At 62.1% G+C, this 13,590-nt stretch carries 10 protein-coding genes; 6 read left to right on the top strand and 4 right to left on the bottom strand.

The annotated features are described in order from the left end of the window. Positions 1-25 precede the first annotated feature (25 nt). Both FHS49_RS16650 and alaS read left to right on the top strand, forming a co-directional pair. On the top strand, positions 26-1,336 hold the full coding sequence (locus FHS49_RS16650; protein ID WP_246350874.1) for a dicarboxylate/amino acid:cation symporter: 1,311 nt from the start codon (positions 26-28) through the stop codon (positions 1,334-1,336). A gap of 9 nt (positions 1,337-1,345) precedes the next feature. Further along, entirely contained in the window at positions 1,346-4,003 is a 2,658-nt protein-coding gene (alaS, locus tag FHS49_RS16645) for an alanine--tRNA ligase (protein ID WP_184020701.1), read from the top strand. A 101-nt stretch (positions 4,004-4,104) separates the two neighbouring features. On the opposite strand, the gene FHS49_RS16640 is transcribed toward alaS, so the two are convergent. After that, complete coding sequence (locus tag FHS49_RS16640) at positions 4,105-5,886, bottom strand: cation:proton antiporter domain-containing protein (RefSeq protein WP_184020699.1); 1,782 nt, start codon at positions 5,884-5,886, stop codon at positions 4,105-4,107. Between the two features lie 123 nt (positions 5,887-6,009). Between FHS49_RS16640 and ybaL the strand changes: the two genes are divergently transcribed. After that, on the top strand, positions 6,010-7,623 hold the full coding sequence (ybaL, locus tag FHS49_RS16635; RefSeq protein ID WP_184020697.1) for a YbaL family putative K(+) efflux transporter: 1,614 nt from the start codon (positions 6,010-6,012) through the stop codon (positions 7,621-7,623). On the opposite strand, the gene FHS49_RS16630 is transcribed toward ybaL, so the two are convergent. Together FHS49_RS16630 and FHS49_RS16625 are read right to left on the bottom strand one after the other, a co-directional pair. Then, positions 7,620-9,230 (bottom strand): bifunctional GNAT family N-acetyltransferase/carbon-nitrogen hydrolase family protein, encoded by a 1,611-nt coding sequence (locus FHS49_RS16630; protein ID WP_184020695.1) that lies wholly within the window; start codon positions 9,228-9,230, stop codon positions 7,620-7,622. The two genes, ybaL and FHS49_RS16630, sit on opposite strands and share 4 nt — an antisense overlap. 123 nt (positions 9,231-9,353) lie before the next feature. Further along, positions 9,354-10,574 carry an NADP-dependent isocitrate dehydrogenase gene (locus tag FHS49_RS16625; RefSeq protein WP_184020693.1) on the bottom strand — a complete coding sequence of 407 codons (1,221 nt, stop codon included), beginning with the start codon at positions 10,572-10,574 and terminating at the stop codon, positions 9,354-9,356. Positions 10,575-10,694: 120 nt separating this feature from the next. Between FHS49_RS16625 and FHS49_RS16620 the strand changes: the two genes are divergently transcribed. Both FHS49_RS16620 and pssA read left to right on the top strand, forming a co-directional pair. Then, entirely contained in the window at positions 10,695-11,429 is a 735-nt protein-coding gene (locus FHS49_RS16620; RefSeq protein WP_184020691.1) for a phosphatidylserine decarboxylase, read from the top strand. Further along, positions 11,426-12,211, top strand: coding sequence for a CDP-diacylglycerol--serine O-phosphatidyltransferase (gene pssA, locus FHS49_RS16615; RefSeq protein ID WP_184020689.1), 786 nt, complete (start codon positions 11,426-11,428; stop codon positions 12,209-12,211). The genes FHS49_RS16620 and pssA overlap by 4 nt, the downstream gene beginning before the upstream one ends. Here the strand turns inward: pssA and FHS49_RS16610 are convergent. After that, entirely contained in the window at positions 12,165-12,395 is a 231-nt protein-coding gene (locus FHS49_RS16610; RefSeq protein WP_184020687.1) for a hypothetical protein, read from the bottom strand. The two genes, pssA and FHS49_RS16610, sit on opposite strands and share 47 nt — an antisense overlap. Positions 12,396-12,682: 287 nt before the next feature. On the opposite strand from FHS49_RS16610, the gene rpsB reads away from it, so the two are divergent. Continuing rightward, positions 12,683-13,504, top strand: a complete 822-nt coding sequence (rpsB, locus tag FHS49_RS16605) for a 30S ribosomal protein S2 (RefSeq protein WP_184020685.1) — start codon at positions 12,683-12,685, stop codon at positions 13,502-13,504. Positions 13,505-13,590: the final 86 nt, after the last annotated feature.

Below are 13,590 nucleotides of genomic sequence, written 5' to 3'. Positions count from 1 at the left end.
GGTCTGGCAAAATAAAAGGGCGTGCATGAACATCGAAAATGAAGGCAAGGGCATGTCCCTGCAGATGCGCATGGGCATCGGATTCGCGCTTGGCCTCGTCCTGGGATTGATCGTCCATGCAACGTCTGCCGGTGCCGATTGGGTACAAACGGTCACCACCTATGTCACGCAGCCGATCGGCCAGATTTTCCTCCGGCTGCTGTTCATGCTCGTTATCCCGCTGCTTTTTTCAGCTTTGGTCACTGGCATCGCTGAAATGGGCGATATTCGTTCGCTAAAGCGCGTTGGCATACGCACGCTGATTTTCACGGTCCTTGTCTCTTCGGTTGCGGTTGTTGTGGCCTTGGCCGTGGTCAATCTGCTTCAGCCCGGGGCCGGTGTTGATCCCGAGCTTGCTCAGCGTATGCTGGCGGATGGCCGCGCCGGCGCGCAGGCGATCGTCGCGGGGAGCCCCGACAAGCCCTCCGGAATCGCCGCGGTTCTTGCCATCATTCCCAATAATGTCGTGAAAGCGGCGGCGGACAATGACATTCTGGCCGTCATGTTTTTTGCGCTGGCGTTCGGCATTGGCCTGCTTGCGGTGCAGGGCAAGGCGGCGGACACGCTGCAGGACGCGGTGCAGGGCATTTTCGATGTAACGATGAAGCTCATCGGCTATGTCATCCAACTCGCGCCCTTTGCCGTTGCTTGCTTCATGTTCAATCTGGCGGCGCTGTTCGGCTGGGATCTGCTGATCAAGCTGGGTGCCTATGTCGGTGTCGTGCTGCTGGCGCTGGTGATCCAGATGTTCGTGGTCTATCCGATCGTCATCCGCTTATTTGCGGGCATGTCTCCGCTGCATTTCTTCCGTTCGATCCAGGAAGCGATGGTCATGGCCTTCTCCACGGCCTCGTCAAATGCCACTTTGCCGACGGCTATTCGCGTGGCTGAAGACAAGCTCATGCTGCCGCCGCGTGTCGCGCGGTTCGTCCTCACGATCGGGGCAACCGCAAATCAGAACGGCACTGCGATTTTCGAAGGTGTCACTGTGCTGTTTCTCGCACAGTTTTTCGGCGTCGAACTCAGCCTGATGCAGCAGACGACGGTGCTGCTCGTGTGCATATTGGGAGGGATTGGCACCGCTGGTGTACCAGCCGGCTCATTGCCCGTTGTGGCGCTTATCCTTGGGATGGTCGGTGTGCCGCCCGAAGGCATCGGCCTTGTGCTCGGGGTAGACCGGTTTCTCGATATGTGCCGCACCACTTTGAACGTCACTGGCGACCTCACGGCTGCGGTTGTCGTGTCAAAAGGAGAAGTGCACGATCAGCCGCTTGAGAAGACGGCGACAGCCGCCTAAGTGGCAATCATGACATCGACCAATGATATCCGCCGCTCGTTCCTCGATTATTTCGCATCGGAAGGCCATGAGCGAGTCCCGTCAGCGCCGCTGGTGCCGCACAATGATCCCACATTGATGTTCGTCAATGCGGGCATGGTGCCGTTCAAGAACGTGTTCACCGGGCTTGAGAAGCGTCCCTATGTGACGGCCACCTCGTCGCAGAAATGCGTGCGTGCGGGCGGCAAGCACAATGATCTGGATAATGTCGGCTATACCGCGCGGCATCATACCTTCTTCGAAATGCTCGGCAATTTCTCGTTCGGCGATTATTTCAAGGAACGCGCGATCACGCTCGCCTGGAATCTGATCACCCGCGAATGGGGCATTTCCGGAGACCGGCTGACGGTCACCGTTTATCATACCGATGACGAGGCGTTCGATCTCTGGAAGAAGATCGCGGGACTCCCCGAAAGCCGGATCATCCGCATCGCGACGTCTGACAATTTCTGGGCGATGGGCGATAGCGGCCCGTGCGGCCCCTGTTCCGAAATCTTCTATGATCATGGCGATTACATCTTCGGCGGGCCTCCTGGATCTCCCGACGAGGATGGCGACCGCTTCGTCGAGATCTGGAATCTGGTGTTCATGCAATATGACCAGATATTGGGCGGTGACCGGCTCGCATTGCCCAAGCCCTCGATCGACACGGGAATGGGGCTGGAGCGCGTCGCGGCCGTGTTGCAGGGCGTGACCGACAATTATGACACTGACACCTTCAAGGCACTGATCGCCGAATCGGGCGCTCTGACCCAGACGCTCACGACCGGCGATAATCAGGCGAGCCACCGCGTGATCGCCGATCATTTGCGCGCCGCAGGTTTTCTGGTGGCGGATGGCGTGCTGCCCGCGAATGAAGGGCGCGGCTATGTGCTCCGCCGCATCATGCGCCGTGCGATGCGCCACGCGCATCTGCTCGGTGCCAAAGAACCGCTGATGCACCGTCTCGTGCCGTCGCTGGTGGCCGAGATGGGCGGTGCCTATCCTGAACTGGTGCGCGCGCAACCGCTGATCGAAGCCACGCTGGCGCAGGAGGAGACCCGCTTCCGCCAGACGCTGCAGAACGGATTGCGCCTGCTCGACGAGGCGACCGCCGGCCTGAATGCCGGTGACACGCTGCCCGGCGCAACCGCCTTCAAGCTCTACGACACGTTCGGCTTTCCTTATGATCTGACCGAGGATGCGCTGCGTGCGCAATCGCTCCAGGTCGATCGCGCCGGCTTCGATGCGGCGATGGCCGAACAGAAAGCCGCCGCGCGCGCCGCCTGGAAGGGATCGGGCGACAAGGCATCGGACGATGTTTGGTTCGACGTGGCCGAGGAAGCCGGCGGCACCGAATTCACTGGCTATACCTCCAGCGAGGGTGAGGGCCAGGTGGTCGCACTGGTGAAGGATGGCAAGCGCATAGAGCGCGCCGAAGCCGGTGACAGCGTGGTAATCCTGACCAACCAGACTCCTTTCTATGGCGAGAGCGGCGGCCAGATGGGCGATGCCGGGATCGTCAGCAACGACAGCGGCCTGAAAGCCATTGTCGAAGATACGTCAAAGCCGCTCGGCCGGCTTCATGCGATGAAGGCCCGCATTGAAAGCGGTGCGATCTCCGTGGGTGACAATGTGAAACTCGCGATCGACGTCACGCGCCGCGATCAGGTGCGCGCCAATCACAGCGCGACGCATCTGCTCCATGCGGCGCTGCGCAACCGGCTCGGCGGCCATGTCAGCCAGAAGGGGTCGCTGGTCGCGCCCGATCGACTGCGTTTCGATTTTTCGCACAATGCGGCGCTGACGCCCGCCGAGATCGCCGATATTGAAGCCGATGTGAATGCGCAGATCCGCGGCAATGAGGCCGTGACCACACGGCTGATGACCCCGGATGATGCGGTCGCAGCGGGCGCACTGGCGCTGTTCGGCGAAAAATATGGTGATGAAGTGCGCGTGCTTTCGATGGGCCGGGGCACGGACAATAATTATTCGGTCGAACTGTGCGGTGGGACCCATGTCAACGCGCTGGGCGATATCGCCTTGCTCAAGATCATCTCCGAAAGCGCGGTTTCAAGCGGTATCCGCCGGATCGAGGCGCTGACGGGCGAAGCGGCGCGGCTCTGGCTGGTCGCGCGTGATGAGCGGCTGCGCGAGGCGGCCGCTGCGCTCAAGACCGCGCCGGATGATGTTCCCGCGCGCGTCGCGGCGCTGATGGATGAACGCAAGAAGCTGGAGCGTGAACTCGCCGAGGCGAAAAAGGCGCTCGCCATGGGCGGTGGGGCTGGCGCTGCCGAAACCGCCGGGCCGGAACAGGTCGGTGGCTACGCTTTCCTGGGCCAGATCGTTGAAGGGCTCGATCCCAAAGGCCTCCGCGGCGCAGTCGACGAGATGAAAGCGCGCGTTGTTTCGGGCATTGCCGCGCTGGTCGCGGTCAATGAAGGCCGGGCCTCCGTGGCGGTTGGCATCACCGCCGATCTGGCGGGTGCGGTGAATGCGGTCGATCTCGTCAAGGCGGCCGTGGCGGCGCTGGGCGGGCAGGGCGGCGGTGGCCGCCCGGATATGGCGCAGGGCGGCGGACCCGATGGGGATAAGGGCGCAGAGGCGATCGCGGCGGTCAAAGCAGTGCTGGAGCGCGTGCCAGCGTAAATCCCTGACACCATTTGTGCCGAGCGACGTCGAGGGACGTGGACATCGTGCAGCGTGTCTCGACTGCGCTCGACACAAACGGATTTGGGTGAAACGGGCGTTTACCCCTCCACCTCGCTCAGCTTTGTCCGCCTGAGCCGCGGCTCGCGGTCCATTTCGCCCTGATCCTTGATCATCTTGCGGAATTCGTCGCGCTTTTCGTGGATCGAGGCGATCACCGGTCCCATCGCGACGCCGAGATCCACCAGCACGGCTTCGGACAATTGCAGCGAGCTTTCCAGCGTTTCGGGCACGGCATCGGTCGCGCCGGCGCGGTAGAGTTCGGCGGCATGATCGGTATCGCGCGCGCGGGCCACGATCGCCAGATCGGGATAGAGTTTCCGCACCTGCGCGGTGATCCGCACGACCTGCACCGGTTCATCCATCGTCAGGATCAGCGCGCTGGCCCGGTGAAGCTCCAACCGTTCCAACATGCCGGGGCGGCCGATATCGCCATACATGGCGGGCATTCCTTCCCGCCGGGCGGCGGCAACCGCATCGATATCCGCATCGACCGCCAGCAGCGCCTTATTATGCACCTTGAGCATCTGCGCGACCAGCGACCCCACACGGCCGAATCCGATCACCACCGCGCGCGGCGCATCCGGGCCATCGCCTTCATCTTCCACCGACACGGCCATGCCCTTGAATTCCATCCGCCGGGCCACGTCGCGCCCGACGCGCGCGAGCAGCGGCGTGATCGTCAGGCCGAGCGCGGTCACGATCTGCCAGAAGGCGGCGGTGGAGGGCATGATGAGCTTGGCCTGCGCCGCTGCCGTGAGCACGATCAACGTGGTTTCCGATGGTGAGGCCATCAGCAGTCCCGTCTCGATCGCGACACCACGCCGCTCGCCCTTGAAGCGCAGCAACAGCGCGGTGATCACGGTCTTGGCCACGATCACGCCGACGACGGCCGTGGTCAGGCTGACCCAGTTCGCGGCGATCACCTGCACATCGAGCGACATGCCGACCGTGATCAGGAACACGCCGAGCGCAAGCCCCTTGAACGGCGCGGTCATCACTTCGACCTCGGTATGATATTCGGTTTCGGCGATCAGCAGGCCGGCGAGCAGCGCGCCGACGATGGGCGAGAGGCCGACCGCGGTGGTGGCGATGCTGGCGAGAATCACGACCAGCAGGCTCGCCGCCAGAAACAGCTCGGGGCTTTTCGTGCGGGCGGCCTGAGCGAACAGGCGCGGCAGCAGCAGCCGGCCAAAGACCATCATCACGACGATCGTGAGCCCGCCCTTCCACAGCGTGTCGACGATCCCGTGCCAGCCCTCTTCCTGCGCATAAGGGGCCATGGCGCCCAGCGCGAAGATGATCGGCACCAGGGCGAGATCCTCGAACAAGAGCATGGCGAAGGCGGTCCGGCCGACGGGGCTGACCGTGCCCGTCATCGGCAGCACCAGCGCGGTGGAGGACAGCGCCAGCGCAAGGCCGAGGCCGACCGCGCCCGCCCATGGCTGCCCCATCAAAAACAATGCAAAGGCGATCACGAGACCGGAAATCGCCAGTTCCGCCGCGCCCAGCCCGAAAACGAGTTGTCGCATCGTCCACAGGCGCTTGAAAGACAGTTCAAGGCCGATCGAGAATAGCAGCAGGATGATTCCGAGTTCGGCAAAGGGCTTGATCGATTCCCCGTCCGAGATCGTCAGATAGTAAAGCCAGGGCGCGTCATCGACCAAGCGGCCAAGCCCCGCCGGGCCGACCAACATCCCGACCAGGATGAAACCGATGACGGGGTTGACGCGGAAGCGGGCGAAGGCCGGGATGACGAGCCCGGCGGCGCCGAGGATAACGAGCGAATCACTGAATGCGTGGGAATCGGAGGTAAAGGCCATGGCCCCTTGTCGCGGCCCCGCGCGACAATTTCTAGCGATTCGGTAGAAGTTTGTCCGAATGGGTCGAAAAAGCGGGGGTAGTCGTTTAGGACAGGCCATCATCACCAGGAGAACACCGCACCGATGCCGCACGCCACGCCGTTAATCGCAACCATCGTGGCCGGCCTTGTGCTGGCGTTCATTTTCGGCGCATTGGCCCATCGTCTGCGTATTACTCCACTCGTCGGCTATCTGTTCGCCGGCGTGCTCATCGGTCCCTTTACGCCGGGCTATATTGCCGATCAGAATATCGCCAACGAACTGGCGGAACTGGGCGTGATCCTGCTGATGTTCGGCGTGGGGCTGCATTTCTCGATCAAGGATCTGCTCTCCGTCCGCAAGATCGCCATTCCCGGCGCGTTGGTGCAGATCGGCGTGGCGATCGTGCTGGGCATGGGATTGGCGCATCTGCTGGGCTGGACGCTGGCGGGCGGCTTCGTCTTCGGTCTGGCGCTGTCCGTCGCCAGCACGGTCGTTCTGCTGCGCGCGCTGCAGGAGCGGCGCATCATGGATACCGAGCGCGGCAAGATCGCGGTGGGCTGGCTGATCGTCGAGGATCTGGTGATGGTGCTGGCGCTGGTGCTGCTGCCGGCGCTGGCCGGTGGCGGGGGCGATATCGGGACGACGCTGGCGCTTACGATCGGCAAGGTCGTGGGCTTCGTCGCTTTCATGCTGATCGTCGGCCAGCGCGTCATTCCCTGGGCGCTGCATCATGTGGCGCATAGCGGATCGCGCGAGCTTTTCCGTCTTGCCGTGCTCGCCATCGCGCTTGGGGTGGCGTTTGGCGCGGCGATGCTGTTCGGCGTGTCCTTTGCGCTGGGTGCCTTCTTCGCGGGCATGATCTTGGCCGAATCGCCGCTCAGCCAGCGCGCGGCGGAGGAAACGCTGCCGCTGCGGGATGCGTTCGCGGTGCTGTTCTTCGTGTCCGTGGGGATGCTGTTCAATCCGCATATCATCGTCGAGATGCCGCTGCCGCTGCTGGCGACGATTGCGATCATCATCCTGGGCAAATCGGTCGCCGCCTTCGTGATCGTGCGCGCGTTCGGCAAATCGACCAAGACCGCGCTCACCATTTCGGCCAGCCTCGCGCAGATCGGCGAATTCTCCTTCATCCTGGCGACGCTCGGCACCTCATTATTGCTCCTGCCGCCGCAAGGGCGCGATCTTATCCTGGCGGGCGCGATCCTCTCCATCGTCCTCAATCCCCTGCTCTTCACCATCATCGACCGGGTCGTGGGGAAGGCGGTGGGCGAAGACCATCCGATCGGCGGCCAGCCCAAGCCGTCGGTCACCGGGCATATCGTGCTGATCGGCTATGGTCGGGTCGGAAAGATGGTGGGCGATACGCTGATCGAAGCGGGAGAGACGTTCACCGTGATCGAGGCCGAGGATGATGTTGCCGGGCTGCCGCAGGATCCGCTCGCCACCGTGCTGGTGGGCAACGCTGCGAGCGCAGACATGCTGAACAGCGCGGAGATTGCCGACGCGCGGCTCCTGTTCGTCGCGATCCCGCAAAGTTTCGAAGCCGGCCAGATCGTGCAGAAGGCGCGCAAGATCAATCCGAAGCTGCGCATCATCGCGCGGGCGCATTCCGATGAGGAGGTGGCGCATCTCGAAAAGCTCGGTGCCGATCTCACGATCATGGGTGAGCGGGAAATCGCGCGCAAGATGCTCGATCAGGCCTTGAAAGGCGCCTAGCCCCCGCCGGGACTGTGCGTGGCGGCCGGGGGCGGACCGCTGGGCGCATCCGCGCCATGGCCTTTCGCGGCGTCCCATTCGATATGATAGAGATCGAAGCGCCGATCGTTCAGATTGCGCACCGTGCCCTCGGCGCGCGCCCAGGTGAGATCGGCCAGATTGACGTCCGCAATCGTGAGTGTTTCCACATTCTCGCTGGCCTCGGCCGCAATGCCGTCCCGCGCGAACGGGAAATCGCAAGGGGTCAGGATGCAGCTTTGCGCATATTGGATGTCCATATTGTCCACGCCCGGCAGATTGCCGACATTGCCTGAAAGCACCATGAAACACTGGTTTTCGATCGCGCGCGCCTGGCTGCAATAGCGCACCCGCAGATAGCCCTGGCGGCTGTCGGTGCAGAAGGGCACGAAGATGATCCGCGCCCCCTGATCCACCAAGCGGCGGGCCAGTTCGGGGAATTCGCTGTCATAGCAGATCAGCACCCCGATCGGGCCGCAATCGGTCTGGATGACGTCGATCGAATCGCCGCCCTTGATATTCCACCAATAACGCTCGTTGGGCGTCGGATGGATCTTTTCCTGCGAATGGGTCGAGCCATCGCGCAGCGCGACATAGGCGACATTCTGGATATCGCCATCCTCCGCGCGGGTCGGGTGCGATCCGCCGATGATGTTGATGTTGTAGGCCAGCGCCATGCGATTGAATTCGGCCATGATCCGCGGGGTATATTCGGTCAGCGCGTCGATCGCCTCCATCGGGGACAGCTTGCGCGTTTCGAAGCTGAGCAGGGGCAGGGTAAAGAGTTCGGGGAACACCACGAAATCGGATCGGTATTCGGACGCGACATCGACGAAATATTCGACCGATTTGATGAATTCCTCGAAGGTCTTCACCGCGCGCGCCTGAAACTGGACGGTGGCGAGGCGAACGCCTTCCACGCCGCGGGGCACCCGGAATTCCTTGGGGGCGTCGGCCTCCACATAGGGATTGCGCCAGATCATATGGGCCGCATTGCCGGCGGATTTCGTATCCTCGGGCAGGTAGTTCTTCAATATGCCGATGGGTTCATAGCCATTTTTCAGCATGAACCCGATCACGGGATCGCCGATCTTGCCTTCGACCACCTTGCGGAGATAATCTTCCGGTCCTTCGACCTTGCGCCGAAACCGCGCATAATTGGGGATGCGCCCGCCAAAGGCGATGCCGGACAGATCGAGCAGTTCGGCAAGCGCCTTGCGCGCATCATACAGCCGTTGGCCGATCCGCAGCCCGCGCTGCTTGGGATCGACGCACATCTCATAGCCATAGAGCCAGTCGCCGGTGGGGTCATGGCGCGATCCGAATCCGTTGCCGGTGATCTCGTCCCAATCATGCGGCCCCAGCGCAAGCGCTGCGGGGACGCGCATGGAGGCGCAATAGCCGACGAGCTTGCCATCATAGAGCGCGATGAACACGCCTTCGCGATAATTGTTGATCTGGCCGCGGATCACACCCTGGCTGTAGCCGGGCAATTCGGGATAGGCGCGGGCGATCAGCCGCTGGATCGCCACCACATCGGACGGGGCCGCATTGCGGACTTCGAGACGGATCTTGCCGGTGCGGGCCATAGGCCTCATTCCCCTTCATCGTTCCGGCAGGGCACCGGAAACCATAGGATGCCTCAACGTCTCTCACATCGATAAAGTTCTGCGGGCTCCGCTTTCACGGAACCCGCAGGATAGGAGAAGGGGTTACTTCCAGTCGGCCATGGCCTTTTCCAGATTCAGACGGATCGCCTCGAAGAACTGCTCCGTGGTCATCCAGGCCTGATCGGGGCCGATCAGGATCGCGAGATCCTTGGTCATGCCGCCATCTTCGACCGTCTTGATGCAGACTTCCTCAAGCGTTTCGGCGAAGCGCACCACATCGGGCGTATCATCGAACTTGCCACGGAATTTCAGGCCACCGGTCCAGGCGAAGATCGACGCGATCGGGTTGGTCGAGGTCGCCTTGCCCTGCTGGTGCATACGATAATGGCGTGTGACCGTGCCATGCGCGGCTTCGGCTTCGATCGTCTTGCCATCCGGCGTCATCAGCACCGAGGTCATCAGGCCGAGCGAGCCGAAGCCCTGCGCCACCTGATCGGACTGCACATCGCCGTCATAATTCTTGCAGGCCCACACGAAACGGCCGCTCCACTTGAGCGCGGACGCGACCATATCGTCGATCAGGCGATGCTCATAGACGATGTTCGCATCGCGATACTTGTCCTTGAACTCCGCATCGAACACTTCCTGGAAGATATCCTTGAAGCGGCCGTCATAGGCCTTGAGGATCGTGTTCTTGGTGGAAAGATAGAGCGGCCATTTGCGATCGAGCGCATAATTCATGCTGGCGCGCGCGAAATCGCGGATCGAATCGTCGAGATTGTACATGCCCATCGCCACGCCGGCGGACGGATAATCGAACACCTCTTCCTCGATCCGCTGGCCGTCTTCGCCTTCCCAGATCATCTTGAGCTTGCCGGGGCCGGGCACCTTGAAATCGGTCGCGCGATATTGATCGCCAAAAGCATGACGGCCGACCACGATCGGATCGGTCCAACCCGGGATCAGCCGGGGCACGTTCTTGATGACGATCGGCTCGCGGAACACCACGCCGCCCAGGATGTTGCGGATCGTGCCGTTGGGCGATTTCCACATCTTCTTGAGGCCGAATTCCTTCACGCGATCTTCGTCGGGCGTGATCGTCGCGCATTTGATGCCGACGCCATATTGCTGGATCGCCTTGGCGCAATCGACCGTGATCTGGTCATTGGTCTCATCGCGCACTTCCACCGCGAGATCGTAATATTTCAGGTCGATATCGAGATAGGGCTTGATCAGGCGCTCGCGAATCCATTCCCAGATGATGCGGGTCATTTCATCGCCATCGATCTCGACGACGGGGGTTTTCACCTTGATCTTTGCCATGAATACGCTCTTTCTCTGGGGATGAATGGGCATCCCCCTAAGCGGTGCTGCGTTTCTGATCAACTGCGGGATCGACGGACCGGCGTTGTATATGCGCCATAGCCCGCCTAAAGAATGCGCATGACAGATTTAACAAAGCCGGAGAGCACGGCCGTGGGCGTCAAATGGCGCTGGCCGAGCGTGCATCCCGAGGGTCGCAAATTCATTCTCATTGCCGGTGGTATCACGGCCTTCCTCGCCTTCATGGCCTGGGAAACGCTGGCATGGCCGATGGCTGGGGTCACGTTGTGGGTCGCGGCCTTCTTCCGTGATCCGATCCGCACCGTGCCGCAGGGCGACAATCTGGTGGTGGCACCGGCGGATGGCATGGTCACGCTGATCCAGAACGTGCATCCGCCGCGCGAGATGACCGGGCCGGATGCGCTGGGCGATGATCCGATGATCCGCGTCTCCATCTTCATGAGCGTGTTCGATGTCCACATCAACCGCACGCCGATCGGCGGAACCGTCAAGCAAGTCACTTATATCGCTGGAAAATTTCTGAATGCCGATCTGGACAAGGCGAGCGAAGACAATGAGCGGCAACACATATTGGTCGAGCGCGGCGATGGCGTGCGCATCGGCTTCACGCAGATTGCCGGGCTGGTCGCGCGCCGGATCGTGCCGTTTGTAAAGCCCGGCGATATCGTCGCCGCGGGGCAGCGCATCGGGCTGATCCGGTTCGGCAGCCGCGTGGACGTCTATCTGCCCGCGGGCACGGCGCCGCGTGTTGCGCTGGGCCAGCGCATCGTGGCGGGCGAGACGATCCTGGCCGTCATCGGCGAAAATGACAGACTGACCGGCATCCCCCAATGAGCCTTGCCCCCGATCCCCATCCACGCCGCGGGATCCCGCTCCGCGCGCTAGCGCCCAATGCGGTCACCGCCTTGGCGCTCTGCTGCGGACTGACCGGAATCCGCTTCGGCATCGCGGGGGATTGGGAACGCGCCGCGATGATGATCATCGTCGCCGGCGTGCTGGATGGACTGGACGGCCGAATCGCCCGGATGCTGAAGGGCGAGAGCCGATTCGGGGCCGAACTCGATTCGCTGTCCGACGTGATCGCCTTCGGGGTTTCACCGGCGATCATCATCTATCTCTGGTCACTGCAATATTTGCCGCAATTCGGCTGGGTCTTCTCGCTGGCCCATGCCGTATGCTGCGCGCTGCGCCTGGCGCGGTTCAATGCCGCGATCGACGAAAAGGATCAGCCTCATAAATCGGCGGGTTTCCTCACCGGCATTCCAGCCCCGGCCGCTGCCGGGCTGGCGCTGATGCCGCTCTTCCTCTTTCTGTGGCTCGGCCTGCCGATCTTCAAGGCCACCTATATCGTGGCCCCCTGGACCGCCTTCGTTGCATTCCTGATGATTTCGAACGTGGCGACCTTCAGTTGGTCGTCGCTACGGCTGCGGCGGAATATCCGGCTTGAGATGATCGCTCTGGTCGCATTGATCGGCGGCGCGCTCTTTTCCGCGCCATGGGCCACGCTGTCGGTGGTCTGCGCAGTCTATCTGCTCATGATCCCGTTCGGCATCAGAAGCTATGCCCGGGTCAAGCGGCGGCGCGCAGCAACTGCTGCCGGCTCGGTCCCCGGCTGAATTCGCGGCGGGCCGCGCGCGGCCGGATCGGATGGGTGTGAACGCGCACCGACGGCGCAGGTTGGGGATCACGATTGAGGGCTGCGGTGATCCGCTCCGCATTGGCCATCAGCATGTAAATAATCACGCCGAACGATACGACCAAAGCGCTCATAAAAAGCAAAGCTGCGAAAATCTGGACCATTTTGCGACTCCTGAACCCATATGCCTTCGACCGGTCCCCGCGCTCTTATCCACAATAACAGCATGACCTGTGGATAAGTTCCGGAACGGATCATGAACAACGATATGTTCTCATTGTGTTCTGGTGTCAATCAGCCTTTTTGCGGCTGTCTGCATTTTCCCGCGCTTGATTTTCGCAGGCGACCCGGTTAAGCGGCCCGCCATCCCACATGGGAAGCGCACATACCGGTGCCGCGGCGCAAGTTGCGGTTCTTGCTTTCCAGAGGAACAACCGGAAGGAGAACTATTATGGCGGCACCTGTCGTCTCGATGCAGCAATTGATTGAGGCTGGCGCCCATTTCGGCCACCAGACCCACCGTTGGAACCCGAAGATGAAGCCGTATCTGTTCGGCGATCGCAACGGCGTCCACATCATCGACCTCTCGCAGACCGTGCCGCTGTTCGCGCGCGCCCTCGATTTCGTCGATCAGACCGTCGCGCGTGGCGGCAAGGTTCTCTTCGTCGGCACCAAGCGTCAGGCGCAGGAGCCGATCGCCGAGGCCGCCCGTCGTTCGGGTCAGCATTATGTCAACCATCGCTGGCTGGGCGGAATGCTCACCAACTGGAAGACCATTTCCGGTTCGATCAAGCGCTTCAAGGCGCTCGAAGAGCAGCTTTCGGGCGACACGCATGGCCTGACCAAGAAGGAAGTGCTTCAGCTTACCCGCGAACGCGACAAGTTCGAGCTGTCGCTCGGTGGCATCCGCGACATGGGCGGCATTCCCGACGTGATGTTCGTGATCGACGCCAATAAGGAAGAACTGGCGATCAAGGAAGCCAACACGCTGGGTATTCCAGTGGTTGCAATCCTCGATTCGAACGTCTCGCCCGATGGCATCGCTTTCCCGGTTCCCGCCAATGACGACGCGAGCCGCGCCATCCGCCTTTACTGCGATTCGATCGCTGCAGCCGCCACCAAGGGCAACCAGGGTGCACAGCAGGCCCGCGGCGTGGATATCGGCGCGATGGTGGAGCCACCGGTCGAGCCGGCTCTGGCTGCCCCGGCAACCGAAGACGAGCAGATTCCTGCCGCTGCTGCTGCCGAGGCTGAAGTCCAGACCGACGCCTGAGCGTAGCGATACTGCAATACAGGCGGGGTAGGGCGCGAAAGCGTGGCTGCCCCGTCTCGTTTTTAACCGCATTTGAAAAGGACATT

The sequence above is a fragment of the Sphingobium boeckii genome (assembly GCF_014199215.1).
GTDB lineage: Bacteria > Pseudomonadota > Alphaproteobacteria > Sphingomonadales > Sphingomonadaceae > Sphingobium_A > Sphingobium_A boeckii.
The sequence above is the reverse complement of the archived record's forward strand: the minus strand, read 5'-3'. Positions and strand labels throughout refer to the sequence as shown.